The organism is Symbiopectobacterium purcellii (assembly GCF_019797845.1).
Lineage (GTDB): Bacteria > Pseudomonadota > Gammaproteobacteria > Enterobacterales > Enterobacteriaceae > Symbiopectobacterium > Symbiopectobacterium purcellii.
The window spans coordinates 2,528,084-2,553,249 of sequence record NZ_CP081864.1 but is presented as its reverse complement, the minus strand read 5'-3'; the positions used below and the strand labels follow the sequence as shown (position 1 = coordinate 2,553,249).

19 protein-coding genes and 1 pseudogene are annotated in these 25,166 nt (G+C 53.3%); 17 read left to right on the top strand and 3 right to left on the bottom strand.

The features are described from left to right. Positions 1-16: 16 nt before the first annotated feature. Both K6K13_RS11935 and K6K13_RS11930 read right to left on the bottom strand, forming a co-directional pair. Positions 17-613 carry a hypothetical protein gene (locus K6K13_RS11935; protein ID WP_222157232.1) on the bottom strand — a complete coding sequence of 199 codons (597 nt, stop codon included), beginning with the start codon at positions 611-613 and terminating at the stop codon, positions 17-19. Positions 614-712: 99 nt separating this feature from the next. Next, positions 713-1,636, bottom strand: a complete 924-nt coding sequence (locus tag K6K13_RS11930; RefSeq protein ID WP_222157231.1) for an IS5 family transposase — start codon at positions 1,634-1,636, stop codon at positions 713-715. A gap of 1,137 nt (positions 1,637-2,773) precedes the next feature. On the opposite strand from K6K13_RS11930, the gene K6K13_RS11925 reads away from it, so the two are divergent. From K6K13_RS11925 to K6K13_RS11875, 11 genes and pseudogenes are all read left to right on the top strand, one after another. Continuing rightward, the gene (locus K6K13_RS11925; RefSeq protein ID WP_222161065.1) at positions 2,774-3,715 is read left to right on the top strand and encodes a siderophore ABC transporter substrate-binding protein; all 942 of its coding nucleotides are present in this window, start codon (positions 2,774-2,776) and stop codon (positions 3,713-3,715) included. 66 nt (positions 3,716-3,781) lie between these two features. Next, positions 3,782-4,420 (top strand): annotated as a pseudogene (locus tag K6K13_RS11920) (iron chelate uptake ABC transporter family permease subunit); the annotation flags it as partial. Next, positions 4,410-5,414: an iron chelate uptake ABC transporter family permease subunit gene (locus K6K13_RS11915; protein ID WP_222157230.1), complete on the top strand. Its 1,005-nt coding sequence runs from the start codon at positions 4,410-4,412 to the stop codon at positions 5,412-5,414. The pseudogene K6K13_RS11920 and the gene K6K13_RS11915, both read left to right, overlap by 11 nt. Then, positions 5,411-6,169, top strand: coding sequence for an iron ABC transporter ATP-binding protein (locus K6K13_RS11910; RefSeq protein ID WP_222157229.1), 759 nt, complete (start codon positions 5,411-5,413; stop codon positions 6,167-6,169). The genes K6K13_RS11915 and K6K13_RS11910 overlap by 4 nt, the downstream gene beginning before the upstream one ends. Before the next feature lie 152 nt (positions 6,170-6,321). Next, a complete protein-coding gene (gene tmaR, locus K6K13_RS11905; protein ID WP_222157228.1) occupies positions 6,322-6,663 on the top strand; it encodes a PTS system regulator TmaR in 342 nt (113 codons plus the stop codon). A gap of 247 nt (positions 6,664-6,910) precedes the next feature. Continuing rightward, a complete protein-coding gene (locus tag K6K13_RS11900) occupies positions 6,911-9,190 on the top strand; it encodes a ComEC family protein (RefSeq protein WP_350338133.1) in 2,280 nt (759 codons plus the stop codon). Positions 9,191-9,227: 37 nt separating this feature from the next. Next, positions 9,228-10,976, top strand: a complete 1,749-nt coding sequence (msbA, locus tag K6K13_RS11895) for a lipid A ABC transporter ATP-binding protein/permease MsbA (RefSeq protein ID WP_222157227.1) — start codon at positions 9,228-9,230, stop codon at positions 10,974-10,976. Further along, a complete protein-coding gene (gene lpxK / locus K6K13_RS11890) occupies positions 10,973-11,965 on the top strand; it encodes a tetraacyldisaccharide 4'-kinase (protein WP_222157226.1) in 993 nt (330 codons plus the stop codon). Before msbA ends, lpxK begins: the two co-directional genes overlap by 4 nt. A gap of 44 nt (positions 11,966-12,009) precedes the next feature. Beyond that, positions 12,010-12,192 carry a Trm112 family protein gene (locus tag K6K13_RS11885; RefSeq protein WP_222157225.1) on the top strand — a complete coding sequence of 61 codons (183 nt, stop codon included), beginning with the start codon at positions 12,010-12,012 and terminating at the stop codon, positions 12,190-12,192. After that, on the top strand, positions 12,189-12,935 hold the full coding sequence (kdsB, locus tag K6K13_RS11880) for a 3-deoxy-manno-octulosonate cytidylyltransferase (RefSeq protein WP_222157224.1): 747 nt from the start codon (positions 12,189-12,191) through the stop codon (positions 12,933-12,935). Before K6K13_RS11885 ends, kdsB begins: the two co-directional genes overlap by 4 nt. A gap of 287 nt (positions 12,936-13,222) precedes the next feature. Further along, positions 13,223-14,116 (top strand): YcbJ family phosphotransferase, encoded by an 894-nt coding sequence (locus K6K13_RS11875; protein WP_222157223.1) that lies wholly within the window; start codon positions 13,223-13,225, stop codon positions 14,114-14,116. 5 nt (positions 14,117-14,121) lie between these two features. Here the strand turns inward: K6K13_RS11875 and elyC are convergent, their stop codons facing one another. Then, a complete protein-coding gene (elyC, locus tag K6K13_RS11870; protein WP_222157222.1) occupies positions 14,122-14,910 on the bottom strand; it encodes an envelope biogenesis factor ElyC in 789 nt (262 codons plus the stop codon). A gap of 187 nt (positions 14,911-15,097) precedes the next feature. Between elyC and cmoM the strand changes: the two genes are divergently transcribed. The 6 genes from cmoM (at position 15,098) to mepK (ending at position 25,093) form a co-directional block, all read left to right on the top strand. Continuing rightward, entirely contained in the window at positions 15,098-15,883 is a 786-nt protein-coding gene (gene cmoM, locus K6K13_RS11865) for a tRNA uridine 5-oxyacetic acid(34) methyltransferase CmoM (protein WP_222157221.1), read from the top strand. Then, positions 15,880-17,202: a chromosome partition protein MukF gene (mukF, locus tag K6K13_RS11860; protein WP_222157220.1), complete on the top strand. Its 1,323-nt coding sequence runs from the start codon at positions 15,880-15,882 to the stop codon at positions 17,200-17,202. The genes cmoM and mukF overlap by 4 nt, the downstream gene beginning before the upstream one ends. Then, entirely contained in the window at positions 17,183-17,905 is a 723-nt protein-coding gene (gene mukE / locus K6K13_RS11855) for a chromosome partition protein MukE (protein WP_222157219.1), read from the top strand. The genes mukF and mukE overlap by 20 nt, the downstream gene beginning before the upstream one ends. Positions 17,906-17,907: 2 nt before the next feature. After that, on the top strand, positions 17,908-22,347 hold the full coding sequence (gene mukB, locus K6K13_RS11850; protein ID WP_222157218.1) for a chromosome partition protein MukB: 4,440 nt from the start codon (positions 17,908-17,910) through the stop codon (positions 22,345-22,347). A gap of 329 nt (positions 22,348-22,676) precedes the next feature. Then, positions 22,677-24,365 carry a L,D-transpeptidase gene (gene ldtD / locus K6K13_RS11845; protein WP_222157217.1) on the top strand — a complete coding sequence of 563 codons (1,689 nt, stop codon included), beginning with the start codon at positions 22,677-22,679 and terminating at the stop codon, positions 24,363-24,365. A 179-nt stretch (positions 24,366-24,544) separates the two neighbouring features. Then, on the top strand, positions 24,545-25,093 hold the full coding sequence (gene mepK, locus K6K13_RS11840) for a peptidoglycan L,D-endopeptidase MepK (RefSeq protein WP_222157216.1): 549 nt from the start codon (positions 24,545-24,547) through the stop codon (positions 25,091-25,093). Positions 25,094-25,166 lie beyond the last annotated feature (73 nt).

Below are 25,166 nucleotides of genomic sequence, written 5' to 3'. Positions count from 1 at the left end.
AGGTGAATACCGCCCTTCACCGTGCGGTATTTCTACCTTTAAATATGGCTGGCAATAGACCTATGTAAAGGATAGGGAACAAAAATGATATTTTAGTAAGAAGCACTCCAGTAAATACTATTTTACTAACTCTTCCATTTACGTTTTTGAAAATCCAATAAACGAACGGAAGTGAAATAAGACCGAATTTTAGCAGTATGAATGATATAAGACCCGCGTCATTAATTGCAGCCATGGAATATGCCCCGGAATTTATTTCCATATACAACTCTTTTGGTATGTTGAAGTATCCGACACCAAATATATTAATATAACCATGCCTGTCAAACAGCACATAGTCAATCAACTTAAATCTTGAGCCTGCTGTGCTTTCAAATTTATTGAAAAAATCAGTGGTGAAGTTAATTATAAATTCATAATTTATTACTATAAACAAAAAAATCAAAACCACTGAAAGTGCAATTTTGTATAAGCGTATTTTTTCAAAGAAAAGCGACCCCATTACCACCAAGAAAACTATTATCCCAACAGATGAGAAATTGAGTAGCAATGTTATTGTGGCTACATAAATCAACTTTCTATTTATTTTTAATGCTAGACCAGCCAGAATCATGCATGTCATTGCTGATGCGTATGTTGATGGCTCAACGTATAGTCGGCTTTGTTGAATAAATCAGAACTTGTGACTACAGCTCCCCTAGCAGATCGATTGTTATGCGATCCGGATGCTGTTCGGCATGCCTAACAGCGTCATTTTGTTAAGCGCTTTGACCATCGCCATTGCCTCACCTACCTGCGCATCATAGTCACGTAGACTTAGATGATCGCCCAGAAGCGTTTTGAACCGGAATATCGCTGTTTCAGCCACTGAGCGTCTATGATAGCCCACTTTCTTTTTCCAGACATCGTTACTGCCGCTTAGACGCTGATCCGCAACCGCGTGATTACGCTCATGGTATCGGTCTGGCCAATATTGCGCACCACGTCGTGGAGGAATAAGAGGCTTTATCCTCTTCCTCAGCAGCACATCATGACAGTAGCGGGTATCGTAAGCGCCGTCAGCCGACGCTTCCCTGATTTTCCGGTGGGTCTGGTTTATCAGGCCCGGTAGAGCCTGAGCATCAGTCGTGCCGCTGAGTGACAAATCAGCACAGATAATTTCATGCGTCACACTGTCTGTGGCCAGATGCAGCTTACGCCACACCCGCCGTCTTTCTGCACCATGCTGCCGGACTTTCCATTCGCCTTCGCCAAAGACCTTCAGGCCGGTTGCGTCAATGACCAGATGGGAGATTTCACCACGGGTCGGCGTTTTTATGCTGATTTTAACGGTCTTTGCTCGCTTGCTGAGCAGCGAGTAGTCTGGGCATCTTAGCGGCAGCCCCATCAGTTTAAAAATGGAGTCAACGAAGCCCTGTAAAGCCCTTAGCGAAAGGCCAAACACGCGTTTCATCATCAGAACAGTGGTGATAGCCATATCTGAGTAGTGACGCGGCCGGCCACGCCGTTCAGGCGTTGTTTTCTCCGTCCATGCAGAAACGGACGACTCATCCAGCCATATTGTCAGAGACCCGCGCAGCTTGAGAGCTTTGTTGTACGTAGACCAGTTGGTGATTTTAAATTTTTGCTTTGCCATGGGGTGCAGATGTTGAAATGACGGTAGTGATCTGAGCAGATGCTCACCTAAAAGTTCTATTTATTCAACAAAGCCCGTATAGTCCGGTAGCCCTGTACTGTATCAGCGAAGATAAGGATCCAGATAGTATATAATTCATATACCTAGATTCCTCACCAGTAATCGGCTTGACGAAATCTATGAAACTTCCAGTTGAATACACAATCAAAAACTGAATAATAAATACTGACACGTGTATTGCTAAAATATTTCTTATTGCATTCTTTAAATCTTTCTCGCAATTATCGCTTATTGTTATTTTATAAATTATAAAGCCAATAAAGAAAAGTATAAATGAAAAGACCAAATTATTATTGAATGATTTTACTGATTCATCCGCTGGGTTTTCTGTAAAAATTAAGAAGTAAAGAGCGGATAATAAAATGAACAATGAAAACGCCAGGAATGAAAGAATCTCATTTTCCCTAAAATGAAGCAAGCGACCTTTAATCATTGCATATATGGCAATTAAAACAAGGCCAGCGATATAAATATATGTTGTATGGTTTAATAACGATAGTGTGAGAAAACCAAATGTAAGAAAGAAACTCATTTTAATCTCTTCGCATTTAATACAAATTACACATAATATATCCAATTAATCCTGTCATTGAAAGAAAGCGTTACATGTCATTGAAGATTTCAGGAAATTGCCTGTCAGCTCAGCGCTGATCTGTCAACGCAAGCGCGACCACTCTCGATGCTGGTGTGACTTAAGGTGCGGTGCGAATGCCAAGGATGGCATGAGTACACATTTGCGTACACATTTAATTGTGATTGTTGTTCTCTTCGAGTTAATTCAGAAGGTTAACGAAGCTGTATTGTATTCATGGATGAAAAACGTAGGTTGCGTGGTATCGGCCATATTCTCTGTCGCTCGACTGTCCTTGGGTGTGCCGTTCGTCCGGATAAGCGCCAAGAATACCATTGAAATGAGATTCTGTGCGGGTTTCCTGATGTGCATCAATTCCTAAGGGGCAGGAATCCCTATGCATTAGCACCATCATTCGTTACAATTTCGCACTTTAATGCGAATGATAATTAAATTCCTTCTGACACGCAGTGCAGTGTAGGAAGGCAATTAACAAGGAGACGATGATGCGGTTTTCCAGTGCGATTAAAACGACGCTGTTAGCTTCTTTGCTGGTAGTAGCAGGGTGCGATCAGTCAGAGACGTCCTCTAGCGCCAGTTCAACCATTAGCGTTGAACATGCCCAAGGGGTAACAACGGTACCGCTGCATCCGAAAAAAGTTGTCGTGTTTGATCCTGCCATTCTGGATACACTGGATGCATTGCAAATTCCAGTCGCCGGCGTTCCGCAAAGCAGCGCGCATCTTCCTCCTTTCCTGGCCAAATACGCCGGCAGCGAATACCTGAATGCCGGCACCCTGTTTGAGCCTAACTATGAAGCGCTGAGCAGTGCCAAGCCGGACCTGATTATTGCGGGTGGCCGTGCCCGTGATGCCTATGAAAAGCTCAGCGGTATTGCGCCGACCATTTCTCTGGATGTCGATGAGCAGCAATTTATGCCGAGCTTTCTCCATCGCATTGAGCAACTGGGTGAGATTTTCGGCAAGCAAGATGAAGTCAAGGCCAAACTCGACGATTTCAAACAACGCGTCGCACAAACCCGTGAAAAAGCGGGACAAGCCGGTACAGCCATGGTGCTGATGGTCAACGGCGGCAAGATTTCTGCCTATGGCCCGAAATCACGCTTTGGCTTTGTGTTCGACGAACTGGGGTTCGCCACTGCCACGGAATTCCCGGATCCGGGTCGCCATGGTAACGTGGTTACCGCTGAACTGTTGCTGAGCATTAACCCGGAATGGTTGTTCGTGTTAGACCGCGACAGCGCTATCGGCACCACTGGCGGCTTGCCTGCTCAGCAAGTGTTGGATAACCCGCTGGTAACGAAAACCAAGGCGTGGCAGAACCAGCATGTGGTGTATCTGGATTCCGCGTCACTCTATATCGCCGGTGGCTTACAGAGCTATTCGCGTCTGATAGATGACGTTAATAAAGCGTTAGACAAGAAGTAATCAGACAGCACGATGTTTGCCATGAAACCTGTCTATTTGTCGGCCGTATTTATCCTGTTGGCGGGGATGATCGTTGCCAGCCTGTTTGCCATGGCAGGCACCGTGCTGTTTATGTTGCTGCTACGCCGTATCGTGCTGAAATCGGCGCTGGTGGTGCCGCTGGTAGGGATTATGCTGGGCGCGGTGATCGGCGCGATAACCACCTTCGCGGCGATGCACTTTGATCTGTTGCAGTCGCTGAGCGGCTGGGAGTCAGGCGATTTCTCCGGCGTGTTGCGCGGACGTTACGAACTGTTGTGGCTGGTGGGTATTCTTACATTGATTGCCTGTTGGACGGCAGATCGCTTTACTGTCGCAGGCATGGGGCGCGAGTTTTCCGTCAACGTCGGTCTCAACTACCGGCAAGTGATGCTGCTCGGGTTGGCGATTATTGCCATCATCAGCGGGGTAGTGATGGTGGTGGTCGGTACGCTCCCTTTCCTCGGCCTGATCGTGCCTAACCTGATCAGTATGCTGCTTGGTGACAATGTGCGTAAAACCATTCCCTGGGTGTGTCTGCTGGGTGGGGGATTGGTGTTGCTGTGTGACGTGATTGGGCGGGTGATACGTTATCCGTTTGAGATCCCGGTGAGTGTCATTCTGGGCGTCATTGGCGCAGTGGTGTTCCTTATCCTGTTGTTGAGTCAAAAACGCCATGTCAGTTAACGAGGTTAAACTATCCCGTAGCAATAACGGACTGATGGCCGTTATCGCCACGCCCGCAAAACGCTTGTGGTTACTCAGTGCATTGGCACTGACGACGATCGTTATTTTTATGACCATCAAGCTCGGCAGCAATTTGCAGTATATTCTGGTGCATCGAGGTTTGACGCTGGCCACCATGTTACTGGTGGCATTCGCTGCCAGCACCTCCACGCTGCTGTTTCAAACCGTGACCAACAACCGCATCCTCACGCCCTCCATTATGGGGTTCGAAACCCTGTTTGTGCTGATTCAAACGCTGATCATCTTTGTATTTGGCGCCAAGGGCATTCCCTGGGTGGGCGTCAGTGGCAAGTTTCTGTGTGAAGCGCTGCTGCTGGTGATGTTCTCCGCGGTGCTTTATCGCTGGCTGTTTCTGGGGCGGCGCGACAACCTGCATCTGGTACTGCTGGTCGGTATTATCTGCGGCACGCTGTTCCGTAGCGCCTCAAGCCTGATGCAGCGGCTACTGACGCCCACGGAGTTTGCCGTGTTGCAAGGGCGTATGTTTGCCACCTTTACCCGTGCGGTGCCAGAGCTGATCGCGTTGACGGCGCTGATCGTGGTGATGGTCGCTATCGTTATCTGGCGGCGGCGTTTCGAGCTGGATGTGCTGGCGTTAGGGCGTTATAGCGCGGTGAACCTGGGCATCAACTTTAACCGCAGCGTCACATTGATTTTGCTGCTGGTGTCGGTACTGGTGGCGGTTTCTACCGCGCTGGTCGGACCGCTCACTTTTCTGGGCTTTATGGTGGCCAATCTGGCGTATCTGGTAGCCGGTTCGAGCCAGCATCGCATTTTGTTGCCCACGGCGTTTCTGCTTGGGGTGATATCCTTGGTCGGCGGACAGCTGATTCTGGAGCACCTGCTGAACATGGCCGGGGCGTTGTCCGTCGTGATTGAGTTTATCGGTGGAACACTGTTCATCTTGTTGTTATTGAAAAAGGTTGCCGTGTGATTGAGATCGAGCATCTAACCAAGGCCTATTACGATCAAGTGGTGCTGAATGACATTACCGCCACGATTTCCCGTGGTGGCGTAACGTCAATCATTGGGCCTAACGGGGCAGGGAAATCCACTCTGCTGTCGGTGATAAGTCGCTTATTGGCGGCGGACAACGGTCGCGTTACCGTCAATGGGATGGATATTGCCACCACGCCCGGTGAGCAGATGGCGACCTGCCTCTCTGTGTTGCGTCAGGAAAACCGTTTTACCAGCCGCCTCACCGTTGAAGAGTTGGTCGGTTTTGGTCGCTATCCCTATACCAAAGGGCGTTTGAATGACGACGATCGCAAACGTATTGCGGATGCACTGGCCTTTCTCAATCTCACCGAGTTTAAAGATCGTTTTCTGGACGAACTGTCCGGTGGACAGCGCCAGCGTGCCTATGTGGCGATGGTCTTGTGTCAGGACACTGAATACGTGCTGCTGGATGAGCCATTGAACAATCTCGACATGAAACATGCGGTGGCGATGATGAAACAGATTCGTCGCGCAGCGGATGAATTGGGCAAAACCATCGTACTGGTCATCCATGACATCAACTTTGCGTCAGCCTACTCGGATTACATTATTGCGATGCGCAAAGGGCAAATTGTTTACAACGGCAAGCCGGAAGAAGTGATGGTCTCCTCGGTGCTGGAATCCATTTTTGATACTCAGGTGGAGATTGAACAGGTACGCAATCAACGCATTGCCGTCTATTATCGTTGATAATATCACCGATTTTCGCCTTTGATGGGACGGCAGGCGGCGTAACTGAAAAACCGACTTGTCGAGCATAGTCACTCCCCTGTATCGTGAGCGGAGTGACGGTCAACACACCGTTGATCTCAAAATTAACTGATCCACGTAAGGGGATAACAATGGATAAGGCGACCAAGCCCTGTTTCCAGGATGTGCTCGAGTTTGTGCGAATTTTCCGTCGCAAGAACAAGTTGCAGCGTGAAATTGTCGACAACGAGAAGAAAATCCGTGATAACCAGAAACGCGTGCTGCTGCTGGATAACCTGAGCGAATACCTGAAACCGGGCATGAGTATCGAAGATGTGCAGGGCATTATTGCCACCATGCGCGGTGACTATGAAGATCGCGTGGATGAATACATCATCAAGAATGCCGATCTATCCAAAGAGCGTCGAGATCTCTCGAAGAAATTGAAAGAGATGGGCGAAATGAAGTGCGCCGTGCCGGGTAAAGACGCGTAAGTACCACCTCCTTTTTCATCAGGCCGCCTATGCGGCCTTTTTTATTGCTGTAATTTGCTTGCTGCGTGATGTTTCTCGCGTGGTCTCTGGCCCGCTGACGATTGCGATCGCGTTTCCCCCCATCCTGCACCGTCATGAAAATTGGCGTCGTCCCGTGCGAATCCCGCTGTATCGTTGAAGCATAAGGCTGTTCCCTTCCTCCGTAACCGGTCACGCTGCTGGCAGTTGAAGACTAAAGGGAGCTGCGATGGCGAGAATGTCGTTTAGTCTGGCGTCATGTGCTGTTATTGCGGGCACACTGCCTCTGCTGTGGTTGCCACAGATACCGCCGCGTTGGGCCTCAGTCACGGTGTTGATGATATCAACGCTGCTGCTGGTAACGTGTCGCTCCAAAATAGTACGCGTGTTAAGCCTCTCCTCTCTCTGCTTGGCGTTCGCGCTGCTTGATGCCCGTTCCATGCTGACGACAATGGTCAGTATTGATGGCAAAACGCTGAGCGCTGAGGTGAAGATCGTTGAGATGCGTATCTCCGGTCATCAGGATCAACAGATTCTGGTTCAGGTTGAAAAGCTGCAAGGCCGATGGGTTTTTCCGGCGTTTTACGCCACGCTCACGTTGCCAAATACGATGCAAGCATGGTGCGGTGGGCAGCGTTGGTCGATTCGCGCCCGCTTTCGTCCGTTGCACAGTCGGTTAAATCAAGGTGGATTTGATAGACAACGCTGGGGTATTGCCAAGCGACAGTTAGCGTCAGCGCGCGTGCTGCGCGCTACACCAATCACGTTAGCATGCGGTGTGAGGCAGCGTCTGTTAACGCAGGTTGAACAGCATGCCAGTTCGCTGCAGTGGCATGCCATCTTACTGGCGTTAATGTTTGGCGTAATGAAAACACTAACGCCTGAAGCCAGTGCTGTGTTGCAACAGACGGGCACCATGCACCTGATGGTGATTTCTGGGTTGCACATCGTTCTGGCTGCCATGTTCGGCTGGGGGCTGATGCGTGCTCTGCAACGCCTGTTACCCTTGCGGTGGATCGTACCTCCGTTACCCCTGTTGGCCGGTGTGCTCCTGGCCTGGAGCTATGCATGGTTAGCAGGTGAGAACCCACCGGCGATTCGGGCGGCACTGGCATACAGCGTCTGGACGCTGATTCGCTGGCGGGGTGTTATCTGTACATCCTGGCAAGTGTGGCTGTGGTGTGTCGCAATCGTGTTTCTTAGCGAGCCAATGATGGTATTGTCCAACAGCTTTTGGCTTTCTTGCGTGGCCGTCGCAGGGTTGATTTTCTGGTTTCAATGGGCACCGTTGCCCTATGGCTTACGGCAAGGATGGCATTGGGTACTGGTGCGTGTGGCGCATTTGCAGTGTGGCATTACCTTACTGTTGCTGCCGTTACAATGGGGGATTTTTAAGGGCATCAGCCTGACATCGCTACCGGCCAATATCTGGGCCGTGCCGCTGGTTTCTTTTGTTACGACGCCCTTGGTGTTGGTGGCACTGCCGCTGGCGTTATTCCCCACGTTAAGTTTTAGCAGTTGGTGGCTGGCGGATCGTTCGTTGGATGTGGTGTTCATGGTGCTCAAGCCGCTAAAACGCGGCTGGATAGCGATTGACGAACACTATCTTGCCTGGAGCCTGATGGGGTGGTGCGGCGTCATTATCTGGCGTTTTGGCTGGTGGCGCGTCTATCCTGCCAGTGTGGCGGCGTTAGTGCTCTATGTGGTGCTGCAACGGGCGGCAACCCCGCAACCGGAATGGCGCGTGGATATGCTGGATGTGGGGCACGGATTAGCCATTGTTATCGAGCGAGAGGGGCAGACTGTCCTGTTTGATACCGGCAGCCAGTGGTCGGGCGGCGACATGGCGCAGTACGAGATTTTGCCCTATTTACGCTGGCGTGGCATTACGCCCGAGGCGGTTATTCTTAGTCACAGCCATCAGGATCACATCGGAGGGCTGGGCTCTTTGTTGCAGGCGTATCCGGGGCTCACCGTCTACAGCCCGTTTACCCAGCCGGGTCATCGCGCGTGTATTCAAGGAGAAACCTGGCAGTGGCAGGGGTTGACGTTTACGGTGTTGTGGCCGCCGATACGGGTGGCACACGCAGGAAACGATGATTCCTGCGTGGTGCGTATCGATGACGGTAGACACCGAGTGCTATTGACCGGAGATATTGAAATGAAAACGGAACGACGGCTTGAGAGCGCGCTGCGAGACCAACTGACTGCGGATTTGTTACAAATTCCCCATCACGGCAGCAAGACCTCATCCAGTGCGCCGTTTTTACGCGCGGTGAATCCCCGGTATGCGCTTGCCTCTACCGGGCGCTATAATCCGTGGCGTCTGCCGTCTGCTGCGGTTATCGCACGTTATCGCAACGCGGGGCATCATTGGGTTGATACGGCACAATCAGGACAAGTCAGTGTGCGTTTTTTCAACGAACACTTGCTGGTTTTACCCTATCGTGAGCGGCTATCGCCGTTTTGGTACCATCAGTGGTTTGGCGTAAAGCGCGATAGTGAGTAGAATAAGCGGCTATTTATAAATAATTCAGGTTTATTGCATGCTGAATGATAAAGACCTCTCCACCTGGCAGACCTTCCGTCGCCTGTGGCCGATGATTTCTCCCTTTAGGGCGGGTTTAGCCGCAGCGGCAATTGCGCTTATCATCAATGTGGCGGGTGATACGCTGATGCTCTCGCTGTTGAAGCCTTTGCTGGATGAAGGGTTTGGGAAAACCGATCGCAGCGTCCTGCTGTGGATGCCACTGGTGGTGATGGGCCTGATGCTGGTACGCGGCATAACAAGTTATGTGTCTGCCTACTGCGTCTCCTGGGTATCCGGCAAGGTGGTGATGAATATGCGCCGGCGCTTGTTCAGCCACATCATGGGCATGCCCGTGGGCTTCTTCGATCAGCAATCAACCGGAACGCTGCTCTCGCGTATTACCTATGACTCTGAGCAGGTGGCTTCTTCCTCATCCAGTGCGTTGATTACGCTGGTGCGTGAAGGTGCATCGATTATCGGTCTGTTTGTGCTGATGTTTTACTACAGTTGGCAACTGTCTATTATCCTGATTGTTATTGCCCCTATCGTGGCTATCGCGATCCGCGTGGTATCTAAACGCTTTCGTAATATCAGCAAAAATATTCAGAACACCATGGGGCAGGTGACGGCTAGCGCCGAGCAGATGCTGAAAGGCCATAAAGAGGTGCTGATTTTCGGCGGTCAGGACGTTGAGGTGGCGCGTTTCGATAAAGTCAGTAACCGCATTCGTACCCAAGGTATGAAGATGGTGTCTGCGTCAGCAATTTCTGATCCGATTATCCAGTTGATCGCGTCTCTGGCGCTGGCATTTGTGCTCTATGCCGCCAGCTTCCCGAGTGTGATGGATACCCTGACGGCCGGGACCATCACCGTGGTGTTCTCCTCAATGATCGCCCTGATGCGTCCGCTTAAATCGCTGACGAACGTCAATGCCCAGTTTCAACGCGGCATGGCAGCCTGCCAAACGCTGTTTGCCATTCTGGATATGGAGCAGGAGAAGGACGAAGGTACACGCGTGCTGGAAAGGGCCGAAGGTGATGTGGAATTCCGCAACGTCAGTTTTGCCTATCCGACCAAAGAGACGTTGGCGCTGAAAAATGTCAGCCTGCACATTCCTCCGGGTAAAACGGTGGCGCTGGTTGGGCGTTCGGGTTCCGGTAAGTCGACTATCGCCAACCTGATCACGCGTTTTTACGACATTCAATCCGGCGAAATCCTGCTGGATGGCCATGACCTGCGCGACTATACGCTCTCCTCGCTGCGCCGTCAGGTGGCGTTGGTGTCGCAACACGTACACCTGTTTAACGACACCATTGCGAATAATATCTCGTATGCCTGCGGCGATCGTTACTCGCGCGAAGACATTGAGCGCGCAGCCAAAATGGCCCATGCGATGGACTTTATCAGCAAAATGGATAACGGGCTGGATACGATTATCGGTGAAAATGGCGTATTGCTCTCTGGCGGCCAACGTCAGCGTATCGCCATTGCGCGCGCATTGCTGCGCGATTGTCCGATTCTGGTGCTGGATGAAGCCACCTCAGCACTGGATACCGAATCTGAACGCGCGATTCAAGCCGCGCTGGATGAGCTGCAAAAAGATCGTACCGCGTTGGTGATTGCGCACCGTTTGTCTACCATCGAGAGTGCAGATGAGATTCTGGTGGTCGAGGATGGACAGATTATCGAACGTGGGCCGCACGCGGAGCTGCTGGCGAAAAATGGCGCATACGCACAGTTGCATAAAATGCAGTTTGGCGAATGATAGCGCGCCTCTGGTCTGGTGCATCGTGGCTCTACTGGCTGCTGATCCCTTTCTCGGTGTTGTACGGCCTGATAACGGCGATTATCCGTTATAGCTACCGTGCCGGCTGGCGGCGTGTCTGGCGCGCGCCTATCCCGGTAGTGATCGTGGGCAACCTGACCGCCGGTGGAAATGGTAAAACACCGCTGGTGGTGTGGCTGGTAGAGCGACTACAACGTCAGGGCTATCGCGTTGGCGTGGTGTCGCGTGGATACGGGGGCAAGGCGGAGCGCTATCCGTTAGTGGTGGACGCCTCAGTGTCCACCGTGCAAGCAGGCGATGAGCCGGTACTGATTTACCAGCGTACCGGCGCTGCGGTGGCGGTATCCCCTGTGCGGCGTGATGCCATTGAAGCGCTGTTGGCGCGTCAGCCGCTTGATGTGATTGTGACCGATGACGGTTTACAGCATTATGCGCTGGCGCGAGATATCGAAATCGTGGTAGTGGATGGTGAGCGTCGTTTTGGCAACGGCTGGTGGCTGCCCGCCGGGCCGATGCGTGAACGGGCCGCGCGCTTGCGCAGCGTGGATGCCATTGTGGTTAACGGTGGCGAGCCCCAGCCCGGCGAAATTGCCATGCATTTGCAGCCGGGTGACGCGATCAATGTCCTCACGGGTGAAACCTGCCCGGTGGTGACCTTAACGGGAAGTGTCGCTATGGCGGGCATCGGCCATCCGCCTCGATTTTTTGCCACGCTGCGAGCGCAAGGTGTGAACGTTGTGCGCGAAGTCACGTTTGCCGATCACCAAACTTATTTGCCAGAAGCCATTCAAGTGCTGACCGAGGATAATCAGCAACCATTGCTGATGACGGAAAAAGATGCGGTGAAGTGTCGCGCTTTTGCCCAGGCTAACTGGTGGTACTTGCCGGTAGATGCGCAACTTGCTGAGCCGGGAGCATCGTTATTGCTGGATAAGATAATGTCACTGTTGCCTTCACCGCGCGCGTAACGTGGCTACCCATTTTGTTTGTAAGCACCTTTAATGGAGGATGCATGGATCACCGTTTACTCGAGATCGTTGCCTGTCCGGTATGCAATGGACGGCTGTACTACAATAAAGAGAAGCTGGAACTGATTTGTAAAGCGGATGCTTTGGCCTATCCGGTGCGTGAGGGTATTCCGGTCCTGCTGGAAAACGAAGCGCGCAAAATTCCTGCCGATGAGATAACACAATGAGTTTTACTGCGATTATACCTGCGCGCTATGCCTCAACGCGCTTACCGGGGAAGCCGCTGGCGGATATCAACGGTAAGCCGATGGTGGTGCACGTGATGGAGCGCGCTGCGGAATCCGGTGCCAGCCGCGTCATTGTCGCGACGGATCATCCTGACGTTCAACGTGCGGTGGAGCTGGCTGGCGGAGAAGTGTGCCTGACCAGCCCCGATCACCATTCTGGTACAGAGCGTTTGGCCGAAGTTATCGAACGCTACCAATTTCCGGATGATGAAATCATCGTTAACGTACAAGGGGATGAACCCTTGATTCCCCCGGTGATTATTCGTCAGGTGGCAGACAATCTGGCCGTGTGTCAGGCTGGAATGGCGACGCTCGCCGTACCCATCACCACCGCAGAAGAAGCGTTTAACCCCAATGAGGTAAAAGTGGTGATGGATGCGCAAGGCTATGCGCTCTATTTTTCCCGCGCCACCATTCCTTGGGATCGTGAGCGTTTTGCCCAAAGCAGAGAGACGATTGGCGAGCATTTCTTACGCCATATCGGTATCTACGCTTACCGCGCGGGTTTTATCCGTCGTTATGTGACCTGGCAGCCCAGTAGCCTGGAGCAGATCGAACTGCTCGAACAGCTACGCGTGCTGTGGTACGGCGAGAAAATTCATGTTGCGGTAGCGCAGGCTGTGCCCAGTGTCGGCGTGGATACGCCAGAAGATTTACAGCGCGTGCGTGCAGCGATGGTGTAACGTTCGCGACGTCACTCCCACCGTCATTCCCGCGAAAGCGGGAATCTCTTGTCGAAGAAACGTCTTTATTTTCGCAGAGATCCCCGTTTTGCGCCGAGGATGACGAGAGGTATAGTCACTTTTTTATCTCATCCCCCACTTGTTTGTGACATCACCGCTTACCTTACGCCAAAACCGGTATACCGCCTGCCGATGGCACTTTATTTGATCTATATTGAAGAAATTGACGGCGGTCCACCGCATGATGGCACGCGGGATCCTGAAGCAGGAGCGAGGTTTAGCAACGTATGGAACATTTGAAGGCTGAATTAAGCACAGTGTTGGGGGAAAAATTAAGCCGGCTCGAACGCATCAGTGAGCAACCCTACGCACATTTATACGCGTTGTATGACAATAACGGCAATGCCATGCCGCTGTTGGCGAAAAGCTACGTCTGTCAGGGCATTGCACAGCAGGAAGCGTACAAACTTTCCATGCTGGCGCGCGAAGGGGATGTGCGTTTGCCGACGGTGTACGGTGTGGTGATCACCCAGGAAGCCCCCTATAAGGAACTGCTGTTGATTGAGCGCCTGCGCGGTGTATCGGTCGAAGCGCCAACGCGCACCCCTGAACGTTGGACCTCGTTGATGGACCATGTGGTTGAAAGCGTGTTGCTCTGGCACCGCATCGACAGTCACGGCTGTGTGGGCAGCGTGGATAGCACGCAGGATAACGACTGGCTCAGTTGGTACGAACAGCGGCTGGAAGTGCTCTGGTCAACGTTATTGAATGTGGGGGCACCGCTACTGACGCAGGCGGATCGCAGCGTGTTGTACCGCTCTCGCCAGTGTCTTGATGCCTTATTTGATGATTTTGATGACGGCTGCGTGCTGGTACACGGCAATTTATCGCTGCGCAGCATGCTCAAAGATCCGCGTAGCGATCAGTTGCTGGCGATGATCAACCCCGGCATGATGTTATGGGCTCCCAGGGAATATGACATGTTTCGCCTGTGCGAGCCGGGCATGTCGGAAGCGTTGCTCTATCGCTACCTGCAAAAAGCACCATTGGCAGAAAATTTTGTTTATCGCCGCTGGCTTTACGTCATTTGGGAGGCGGTTTCCCGCTACCTTCATACCGGACAGATGGATCGTGCGCTGTTCGATCGTGCCACGCGCGAATTGACCCCTTGGCTGGAATAGTCTTCTCAGTGCGATGCCGCTTCTGGCGGCGTTTCACTGCCTTTTAACCGTTGCCACAGTAAGCCCAGCGTTTCGTACCACGCACGTTCGCTGTGAGACAGATAAAACGCTGAAGGGAATATTTTCTCCCACGGATTGAGCGGGCTGGTAATGGCCAACTGATTGGCGGGTGCCGGTATGGGATGCAGGCCCTGCGCCTGGAAGAACACCATGGCTCGCGGCAGATGACTGGCTGACGTCACTAACAGAAAAGGCTGTTGCCCGATAAGGGCCGCCGTGCCCATCGCTTCTTCTTCCGTGTCGCGCGGTGTGTCCAGCGTAATGATATCCTCGCGCGCAATCCCCAGACTCTCCGCGACCAATGCCGCGGTTTGTGCACTGGTCATCGGATTTCCCTGCGCGGCTGCACCCGTAAAAATCAGTTTTGCGCCGGGGTTGGCATGATAAAGACGCACGCCTTCGGTCACCCGTGACAGACTGTTACCGATGAGATTGGCGCTTGGCGCCCACGCCGGATTGTAGGTATAACCTCCGCCCAACACGACGATATACGGAACCGGTGCTGCACTTGCCTGCCAGGTTGGGTAGTGGCTTTCCAACGGCAGCAGCAGCTTATCGGCGATCGGTTGCACACTCAGCAGTAATAACGCCAGCCAGGCGCAGGAAATAACGGCTTTTCCCCCTCGTTGCCAGCGTGAGAACCACAGCAGCGCCAGACCAATGCCCATCAGCATGAGCAGCAACGGGAGCGGTTGGAGCAACCCGCCAACGACTTTTTTTAGGGTAAACAGCATGAAATCAGGTTCCCTTTGGGTGAAAAAACGGCATCCGGCAAAATATCGTGCGGTCAGGCGGTTTATTCTCGTTCCGCCTGTGCCAGAATAACAGGTTGAAGGAAATATGGCGTTATACCCGAGCTCCGGGTATAGAAGGCACACCGTGCCGCACGATCGCCCTAACGATGACGTGGAACGCAGCTCAATGCAAGATCGCAATTTTAACGATATCGCCGAAAAATTTGCCCGTAATATCTATGGCACCACCAAAGGTCAGGTGCGTCAGGCGGTGCTGTGGCAGGATCTGGAGGCGCTGCTTAAAACGTTGCCCGCGCGTCCTTTGCGAATTCTTGATGCGGGCGGTGGTGAAGGGCATATGGCCTGCCGTTTGGCGGCTTTAGGACATCAGGTCTTGTTGTGCGATGTTTCAGATAAGATGATTCACCGCGCCAGCAGCATTGCTCAGCAACAGGGCGTAGCCGATAACATGCGTTTTGTTCACTGCGCCGCACAGGATGTAGCGGATCATATGGCGCACCCGGCAGATTTAATTTTGTTTCATGCGGTGCTGGAGTGGGTAGCCGAACCGCAGGCTGTGTTGCAGACACTCACGGAGTGTCTGGCACCGGACGGCGCCTTTTCGCTGATGTTTTATAATCATCATGCACTTTTGCTGCGCAATGTGGTGCTGGGTAATTTTGCCTATGTGCAAGCCGGTATGCCAAAGCGTAAACGACGTTCTCTGTCGCCGGATCATCCCCTCGATCCCCAGCAGGTTTATGGCTGGCTCGATGCGTTGGGGATGACGATTGAAGGAAAGACCGGTGTACGGGTGTTTCATGACTATTTGCAGAACAAACAGCAACAAATCGATAATTTCGAGGAATTGTTAGCGTTGGAACAGCGCTATTGTCGCCAGGAGCCTTTTGTTAGCCTGGGACGCTATATTCATGTCATGGCGCGTAAACGCCCTATAAAGGATGCACTATGAGTGATTTTTCCCAGACAGTGCCGGAACTGGTTGCCTGGGCGCGAAAAAATGATTTTTCCCTGTCACTCCCCACCGAACGCCTGGCGTTTTTGCTGGCGATCGCCACGCTGAACGGCGAGCGTATGGATGGCGAAATGAGCGAAGGGGAACTGGTGGATGCCTTTCGTCACGTCAGCAAGGGATTTGAACAGACCCATGAAACCGTGGCAATGCGCGCCAATAACGCCATTAACGATCTGGTGCGCCAGCGTTTGGTCAATCGCTTTGTCAGTGAAATGGCCGATGGCAATGCCATCTACCGGCTGACGCCGCTCGGCATTGGCATCACCGACTATTACATCCGACAGCGCGAATTTTCGACGCTGCGCCTGTCTATGCAGCTCTCCATTGTGGCGCAAGAACTGTTGCGTGCGGCGGAGGCTGCAGAAGAGGGGGGCGATGAGTTCCACTGGCACCGTAATGTGTTCGCGCCGCTTAAATATTCGGTGGCGGAAATTTTTGACAGTATCGACCTCTCCCAGCGCGTGATGGACGAGCAGCAGCAGGGCGTGAAAGAGGATATCGCGGCGCTGTTAACGCAAGATTGGCGTGCAGCCATCTCCAGTTGTGAACATCTGCTGACGGAAACCTCCGGCATCCTGCGTGAATTGCAGGACACGTTGGAAGCGGCGGGCGATAAACTGCAAACCAGCCTGTTGCAGATTCAGGAAGCAACGATGCAGCATCCTGAGCTCGAGTTTGTTGATAAACTGGTGTTCGATCTGCAAGCCAAGCTTGATCGCATCATCAGTTGGGGACAGCAAACCATCGATCTGTGGATTGGCTATGACCGACACGTCCACAAGTTTATCCGTACCGCCATTGATATGGATAAAAACCGAGTATTCGCTCAGCGCCTGCGTCAGTCGGTGCAAAATTATTTCGACCAGCCCTGGGCATTGACTTTCGCCAATGCTGATCGCCTGCTGGACATGCGCGATGAAGAGTTGGCGCTGCGCAGCGATGAAGTGACCGGCGAGTTGCCGCCGGAACTGGAGTATGAAGAATTTAGCGAAATGCGTGAACAGATTGCCGCGCTGATAGAAGCCGCGCTGCAAAAATATAAAACCGAGCGCATCCCGCTCAACCTGGCGGATGTGGTGCGCGACTACTTAAGCCACTATCCCCGGGCACAGCACTTTGATGTGGCACGAATCGTGGTCGACCAGGCGGTGCGCCTGGGTGTGGCCGAAGCAGATTTCACCGGATTGCCTGCGCTATGGCAGTCAATCAATGATTACGGAGCCAAGGTACAGGCCCATGTCATCGACAACTATTGATAAAATTATGCCAGCTAAACTGGCAACGGCGTTAGCCAATACCCTGTTTCCCGCGCTCGACAGCCAACTGCGTGCGGGGCGGCATATCGGTGTGGAAGAGCTGGAGAACCATGCTTACCTGATGGATTTTCAGGACGTGTTGGAGGAGTTCTACGCACGCTATAACGTGGAACTGATCCGCGCGCCAGAGGGCTTCTTCTACCTGCGACCGCGATCGACCACCCTGATCCCGCGCTCGGTGCTGTCCGAGTTGGACATGATGGTGGGAAAAATTCTCTGCTATCTCTACCTCAGTCCAGAGCGGCTGGCGCAAGAAGGCATTTTCACTCAGCAGGAGCTTTATGAAGAGCTGCTGAGTCTGGCCGATGAAAACAAGTTGCTGAAGTTGGTCAACCAGCGTTCTACCGGCTCGGATCTGGATCGGCAGAAATTGCAGGAGAAGGTCAGAACCTCATTGAATCGCCTGCGGCGCTTGGGGATGGTCTACTTCATGGGCAATGACAGCAGCAAATTCCGTATCACTGAAGCGGCCTTCCGTTTCGGTGCCGACGTGCGCAGCGGCGACGATGCGCGTGAAGCACAGTTGCGCATGATCCGTGATGGCGAAGCACTGCCGTTAGACAGCGGCCTGTCGTTGAATGATGAGGTCGAAGAGGGCGAAGGTGCGCAAGACAATGCGGCTGAGCGTGGAGAGGAAGAATAACAATGATTGAACGCGGTAAATTTCGCTCACTGACGCTGGTCAACTGGAACGGTTTTTTTGCTCGGACGTTCGATTTGGACGAACTGGTTACCACCCTATCCGGCGGTAACGGCGCGGGGAAATCGACGACCATGGCAGCCTTTATCACCGCGCTGATCCCCGATCTGACGCTACTGCATTTCCGTAATACCACTGAGGCGGGGGCCACCAGTGGCTCACGCGATAAGGGGTTGCACGGTAAGCTGCGCGCTGGCGTGTGTTATGCCACGTTGGACGTCGTCAACTCCCGCCATCAACGCGTGTTAGTAGGGGTGCGTCTGCAACAGGTTGCCGGACGTGATAAAAAGGTCGATATCAAACCCTTCGCCATTCAAGGGTTGCCCACCACGTTGCAGCCGACGCAGGTGCTGACCCAGTCATTGGGGGAGCGTCAGGTGCGGGTGTTGACGTTGCAAGAACTGAAAGAGCGTGTGGAGGAGATGGAGGGGGTACTGTTTAAACAGTTCAACTCCATTACCGATTACCATGCGCTGATGTTTGATTTGGGCGTGGTGCCGCGCCGGTTACGCTCCGCTTCCGACCGCAGTAAATTCTATCGTCTGATTGAAGCCTCCCTGTACGGTGGGATCTCCAGCGCAATTACCCGATCGCTGCGTGATTACCTGCTGCCGGAAAACAGCGGGGTGCGCAAGGCGTTTCAGGACATGGAAGCGGCACTGCGTGAAAACCGTATGACGCTGGAAGCTATCCGGGTGACGCAATCGGATCGCGATCTGTTCAAACATTTGATATCGGAAGCCACCTCCTACGTGGCTGCCGACTATATGCGTCATGCCAATGAGCGACGGGTGCATCTGGATGGTGCGCTGGCGTTGAGACATGACCTGTTTGGCAGCCGTAAGCAGTTGGTACATGAGCAGTATCGCCATGTTGAGATGGCGCGCGAACTGGCGGAACAAACGGACGCCGAAAGCGATTTGGAAACCGATCACCAGGCCGCCAGTGACCACCTGAATCTGGTGCAAACGGCGCTGCGTCAACAGGAAAAGATTGAGCGTTACGACGGCGATTTGGAAGAACTACGTTCGCGTCTGGAAGAGCAGGACATCGTGGTAGAAGAAGCGCGCGAGCAGCTCGAAGAAAACGACGCGCGCGCGCAGGCTGCCGAGCAAGAAGTGGATGAACTGAAAAGCCAGCTCGCCGACTACCAGCAGGCACTGGACGTGCAGCAGACCCGTGCTATCCAGTATCAACAGGCGCAACAGGCATTGGAACGTGCTCGTACGCTCTGTCAGTTGCCGGATTTAACGGCGGATAACGCCGATGAGTGGCTGGAAACCTTCCATGCGCGCGAGCAGGAAGCGACCGAGGTGTTGCTGCAACTGGAACAAACCCTGAGCGTCTCCGATGCGGCACATAACCAGTTTGAACAAGCCTATCAGCTAGTCTGCAAGATTGTGGGTAACGTTTCACGCAGCGATGCCTGGCAAGCAGCGCGTGAGGTGCTGCGCGACAGTACCTCCCAGCGCTATCAGGCCGAACGTGTGCACCCTTTGCGCGGTCGCCTGGCCGAACTGGAACAGCGCCTGCGCGAACAGCAGGAGGCGGAACGCCTGCTGCAAGAGTTTGGTAAACGCTATGGGCAGTCCTGTGAGCCGGAAGACTTGGACAGCTTGCAGCAGGAACTGGAACTGAAGATTGAAACCCTCTCTGCGCTGGTCGCGGAAGCCGGGGAGCGCCGTTTGGCGCTGCGTCAGGAACTGGAGCAGGTCCAGCAACACATCCAGACATTAACCGCGCGTGCACCGGTGTGGCTGGCGGCGCAGGAAGCCCTGACGCAATTAAGTGAACAGAGCGGTGCAACGTTTGCTGATGGTCAGGAAGTCACTGCGCATTTGCAGCAACTGCTGGAGCGCGAGCGTGAAATCACGGTAGAACGTGATGAGGTGGCGGCACGTAAGCGTCACATCGACGATCAAATAGAACGCTTAAGTCAGCCCGGTGGTGCGGAAGATCCGCGAATGGCAGCGCTGGCAGAACGCTTTGGCGGCGTGTTGTTGTCCGAAATTTATGATGACGTGACGCTCGACGATGCGCCGTACTATTCCGCGCTGTACGGACCGTCACGCCATGGCATCGTTGTGGCCGATCTGTCGCTGGTGCGTGAACAGCTTGAAGGGTTGGAGGACTGTCCAGAAGATCTCTATCTGATTGAAGGGGATCCGCAATCATTCGATGACAGCGTCTTTGCGGTAGAAGAGTTGCAGAAAGCGGTGGTGGTTAAAATCGCCGATCGCCAGTGGCGCTATTCGCGTTTCCCTGAGGTGCCGTTGTTTGGTCGCGCCGCGCGCGAAAACCGGCTGGAGAGCTTGCGCGACGAACGTGAAGCGCTGGCGGAGCAGTACGCCACCCTGTCGTTTGACGTGCAGAAAACGCAGCGTTTGCATCAGGCGTTCAGCCGTTTTATCGGTTCTCATCTGGCCATTGCGTTTGATAACGATCCTGAGGCGGCGCTGCGTCCTTTGAACTCACGTCGCGGTGAGTTGGACCGTGCCATCAGCAATTTTGACGCAGAAAACCAGCAGCAGCGCCAGCAATACGATCAGGCCAAAGAGTGTGTTTCATTACTGAACCGCCTGATCCCGCGCGTCAGCTTGTTGTGTGATGATAGTTTGCAGGATCGGGTCGAAGAGATTCGTGACGAACTGGATGCCGCAGAAGAGTCCGCGCATTTTATTACGCAGCACGGTGCGTCATTGGTGAAACTTGAGCCGCTGGTGGCGGTGCTGCAAAGCGATCCGCAGCAGCATGAACAACTGCGTGCACAGTACACCCAGGCGCAAAGCGCGCAGCGTCAGGCGAAACAGCAGGCGTTTGCCTTAACGGAAGTGGTGCAACGTCGCCCGCATTTCAGCTATAGCGACTCAGCGGACATGCTGGGGGAAAATGCCGATTTGAATGACAAATTGCGCCAACGCTTGGATCAGGCAGAAGCCGAACGCACCCGTTCGCGTGAGCAATTGCGTCAGCAGCAGGCGCAGTTAACGCAGTACAGTCAGGTGCAGGCGTCGTTGCGCAGTGCGCATGACGCTAAAAATGAAATGCACAAAGAGCTCATTCAGGAGTTGCAGGAGATCGGCGTGCGCGCTGACGCGGATGCGGAAGCTCGCGCCCGCACCCGCCGTGATGAATTGCATGCTGCCTTGAGTGCCAACCGCACGCGCCGTAATCAGTTGGAGAAACAGATTACTTTCTGTGAAGCGGAAATGGATGGCTTGCAGAAAAAATTGCGCAAGGTGGAACGTGATTATCACCAGATGCGCGAACAGGTGGTGACCGCAAAAGCGGGCTGGTGTGCCGTCATGCGTCTGGTGAAAGACAATGGTGTGGAGTGCCGTTTGCACCGTCGTGAACTGGCCTACATGGATGCAGACGAATTGCGCTCCATGTCGGATAAAGCGTTGGGCGCATTGCGCCTGGCGGTTTCTGATAACGAACATCTGCGCGACGTGCTGCGCGCATCGGAAGATCCCAAGCGGCCTGAGCGCAAAGTGCAGTTCTATATCGCGGTTTACCAGCATCTGCGTGAGCGGATTCGTCAGGATATTATTCGTACCGATGACCCGGTTGAAGCCATCGAGCAGATGGAAATTGAACTTAACCGTCTGACGGAAGAACTGACCGCCCGTGAAAAAATGCTGGCGATCAGTTCCAAGAGCGTGGCGAACATTATCCGTAAAACCATTCAGCGTGAGCAAAACCGCATACGCATGTTGAATCAGGGTTTGCAGGCGGTCGCGTTTGGACAGGTGAAAAGCGTGCGCTTGAACGTCAACGTGCGCGAAACGCACACTACGTTGCTCAATGTGCTCTCAGAACAGCAAGAGATGCATCAGGATCTGTTCAGCAGCAACCGGTTGACCTTCTCGGAAGCGCTGGCGAAGCTTTACCAACGCCTCAACCCTGAAGTGGACATGGGCCAGCGCACTCCGCAAACCATCGGTGAGGAGTTGCTCGATTACCGCAACTACCTTGAGATGGAAGTGGAGGTGAATCGCGGTGCCGATGGCTGGTTGCGTGCAGAGAGCGGCGCGCTTTCCACCGGTGAAGCTATCGGGACCGGGATGTCGATCCTGGTGATGGTAGTGCAGAGCTGGGAAGATGAATCCAAGCGCCTGCGCGGTAAAGATATCATCCCGTGCCGTTTGCTGTTCCTCGATGAAGCCGCGCGTCTGGATGCGAAATCCATCGCCACACTTTTCGAACTGTGCGATCGGTTGGAAATGCAACTGTTGATTGCTGCACCGGAAAATATCAGTCCGGAAAAAGGCACTACTTACAAGCTGGTGCGTAAAGTGTTCCAGAATCAGGAACATGTGCACGTGGTCGGGCTGCGTGGTTTTGGCAGTGAGAGCGAAGCGCCGCAGGTGCAGGCATCGTAGCGATCATCTTGTAAGGTAAGGATCGGAGGCCGTGTTAAACGGCCTCTTTTTTTGTCTCTTTGTTTCCCAGAATGGCGCCGCGCACATGACGGACCAGTGAAATAAACCTGCGGGATGTGGCGCAAAAAACATTGTCTCTTTATATACTAACGGTAATGATGAGCGAATAATTAAAGTGGCAGGCCATCTCAACGTTTTGCGCTATTTATGACAATCAGTTGCTGCATAACGTGAAGTAGGGCGTCATATCCATTGGACCTCGAGGCTTTCATTGTCGATAAAAAATATCGTGGCTGATATCGCGTTTAGTGAATACAGGGGATAAATGGATGTTGGTATGTGAGCAAAAAGCGCAGAGCACACTGTGCCGTGTTGGCGCGCTGTGGGCCTTGAGCCTGTTTTCTTTCTGTACGTTGTCGGCGACCGGGCAGGCGGCAATAACGTCCCATGCCGCGTCGAGCGTCTCTGCGCACACCGCAGGCTCCACGTCACATGAAACCAGCGTGGCGGCATTACAGGCACTGGCAGCGAAAGGCGTTAAACCGCATTATCTTTCAGAACTTACCGCACTCTACGCGCTGCATCCGGCACAACGGCTGTGGGCGGATGAGCACGCCGTGGTACAACTTCAGCAGCAGTTGGCGGAAGTGGCGCTGTCAGGGGTTCAGCCGCAGTTTACCCAATGGGTGACCTGGTTGACCGATGCCAGTATCAAAGGGATGGCGCGCGACGTGTTGTTGTCGGATGCCATGCTGGGCTATCTGCAATTTGTTGACGGCGTGGAGCGTAGCGGCACCGATTGGCTCTACAGCAGCGTTCCCTACCGTTTGCAACCGCCAGCGCCTGGGCGCGTGGAGCAATGGCGGCAGGCACTGGTCGCAGGCAACGGTGTCGGGTTTGTCTCGTCACTTGCACCGCGCCATTCACAATATGCCAAGATGCATCAGGCGTTAAAAACGCTGTTGTTGGACACGCGTCCCTGGCCGGTGTTGACGATGTCCGATACCTTGCGCCCTGAGCAGCAAAGCCAGGATCTGACGGTGCTGCGTGAAATACTGCAACGTACCGGCATGCTTGCCACGCCAGAGACTATCACCCTGTTCAATGAACAACCTGCTGCCGCCGATGCGACTGTGTCGTCACCGGATACCTACACCGGCGATCTGGTCGAGGGGGTTAAGCGCTTCCAGCAGTGGCAGGGGTTAGATGCCGATGGCGTCATTGGTAAGCGCACGCGGGATTGTCTGAACGTTTCGCCGCAAACCCGTGCAGCGCTGCTGGCGCTCAATATTCAGCGCCTGCGTCTGGTGCCGGATAATGTCAGCACCGGCATCATGGTGAACATTCCTGATTACTCGTTGAACTACTATCAAAACGGTACGCAGCGGCTCTCATCGCGTGTGATTGTCGGACAACCGAAACGCAAAACGCCGTTGATGAGCAGCTCATTGTATAACGTGGTGGTTAACCCGCCGTGGAACGTGCCCACTACGCTGATTCGCCAGGATATCGTTCCCAAGGTCATCAAAGATCCCAGCTACTTGCAGCGGAACAACTATACGCTGCTCTCTGGTTGGCACTCCGAAGCGGAGACCATCGATCGTTTCCCGTATCGCATTCGTCAGGCACCCGGTGCTAACAACTCGCTGGGGCGGTATAAATTCAACATGCCTAATTCTGAAGCGATTTACTTGCACGACACGCCAAATCATGGGCTGTTCCAGCGCGATATTCGTGCGCTCAGCTCAGGCTGCGTGCGCGTGAACAAAGCCTCTGAGCTGGCGGGGCTGCTGTTGCAGGATGCCGGTTGGAACGATGCACGCATTTCCTCCACGCTAGCGCAGGGAAATACCACCTATGTGCCGGTCAAACAACGTATTCCTGTCAATCTGTACTATTTGACAGCCTGGGTCGCTGACGACGGCAAACCCCAGTTCCGCACAGATATTTACAATTATGATGATACGGTAAAACGGGGGGCGGGCATCTTGGGTAAGGCAGGGCAACTGCTCCAGTAACCGCTGATATTCTGGGGCGTTAGCGCTGTCACAGGGTTTATATCGCAGCGGAGGATCAATGCGATCCTCCGCATACCCTGTCGTAAAGCGGGTTGACTCAACTGCACTGCACGGTTATGGTGCCAAACGGCGCGCTTTTTGTCGTCGTTATGTTTACCTATTAAGCCGGGGCACACTTCATGGAATTCATCGATCATCATCGCCGCAGATGGCTGGCGCTGGGCGGAGCCGCGTTGGGCGTTGCCCTGCTACCGGGGCAGGCGTTTGCCACGCTATCAACCCCGCGTCCGCGCATTCTTACGCTGGCAAACCTTAATACCGGCGAATATCTTAAAACTGAATTTTTCGATGGCCGCCGTTACAACAAAGATGAACTGTCCCGTCTGAACCACTTCTTCCGTGATTACCGCGCCAATAAAATCAAAACCATCGATCCTTTACTGTTCGATCAGCTTTATCGCTTGCAGGTGATGTTAGGCACCAACAAACCGGTGCAGCTGATTTCGGGGTATCGTTCGGTGGACACCAACAATGAAATGCGCAGCCATTCACGCGGCGTAGCCAAACAGAGCTATCACACCAAAGGACAGGCGATGGATTTTCACATTGAGGGTGTGCAACTGGCCAACATTCGTAAAGCAGCGCTGAAACTGAAAGCGGGTGGCGTAGGCTACTATCCGAAAAGTAATTTCGTGCACATTGATACCGGACCGACGCGGAGCTGGTAACCCTTAACGCTAATAGACCCTATGGCCTGACCGTGTCATGATGGCGGTTACGTAAGGGTGCTTTTTTCGTGAA

Coding starts and splice junctions, on each gene's coding strand:
- K6K13_RS11935 (WP_222157232.1), bottom strand. CDS start 613: ATGATTCTGGCTGGTCTAGCATTAAAAATAAATAGAAAGTTGATTTAT.
- K6K13_RS11930 (WP_222157231.1), bottom strand. CDS start 1,636: ATGGCAAAGCAAAAATTTAAAATCACCAACTGGTCTACGTACAACAAA.
- K6K13_RS11925 (WP_222161065.1), top strand. CDS start 2,774: ATGCGGTTTTCCAGTGCGATTAAAACGACGCTGTTAGCTTCTTTGCTG.
- K6K13_RS11915 (WP_222157230.1), top strand. CDS start 4,410: ATGTCAGTTAACGAGGTTAAACTATCCCGTAGCAATAACGGACTGATG.
- tmaR (WP_222157228.1), top strand. CDS start 6,322: ATGGATAAGGCGACCAAGCCCTGTTTCCAGGATGTGCTCGAGTTTGTG.
- K6K13_RS11900 (WP_350338133.1), top strand. CDS start 6,911: ATGGCGAGAATGTCGTTTAGTCTGGCGTCATGTGCTGTTATTGCGGGC.
- msbA (WP_222157227.1), top strand. CDS start 9,228: ATGCTGAATGATAAAGACCTCTCCACCTGGCAGACCTTCCGTCGCCTG.
- lpxK (WP_222157226.1), top strand. CDS start 10,973: ATGATAGCGCGCCTCTGGTCTGGTGCATCGTGGCTCTACTGGCTGCTG.
- K6K13_RS11885 (WP_222157225.1), top strand. CDS start 12,010: ATGGATCACCGTTTACTCGAGATCGTTGCCTGTCCGGTATGCAATGGA.
- kdsB (WP_222157224.1), top strand. CDS start 12,189: ATGAGTTTTACTGCGATTATACCTGCGCGCTATGCCTCAACGCGCTTA.
- K6K13_RS11875 (WP_222157223.1), top strand. CDS start 13,223: ATGGAACATTTGAAGGCTGAATTAAGCACAGTGTTGGGGGAAAAATTA.
- elyC (WP_222157222.1), bottom strand. CDS start 14,910: ATGCTGTTTACCCTAAAAAAAGTCGTTGGCGGGTTGCTCCAACCGCTC.
- cmoM (WP_222157221.1), top strand. CDS start 15,098: ATGCAAGATCGCAATTTTAACGATATCGCCGAAAAATTTGCCCGTAAT.
- mukF (WP_222157220.1), top strand. CDS start 15,880: ATGAGTGATTTTTCCCAGACAGTGCCGGAACTGGTTGCCTGGGCGCGA.
- mukE (WP_222157219.1), top strand. CDS start 17,183: ATGTCATCGACAACTATTGATAAAATTATGCCAGCTAAACTGGCAACG.
- mukB (WP_222157218.1), top strand. CDS start 17,908: ATGATTGAACGCGGTAAATTTCGCTCACTGACGCTGGTCAACTGGAAC.
- ldtD (WP_222157217.1), top strand. CDS start 22,677: ATGTTGGTATGTGAGCAAAAAGCGCAGAGCACACTGTGCCGTGTTGGC.
- mepK (WP_222157216.1), top strand. CDS start 24,545: ATGGAATTCATCGATCATCATCGCCGCAGATGGCTGGCGCTGGGCGGA.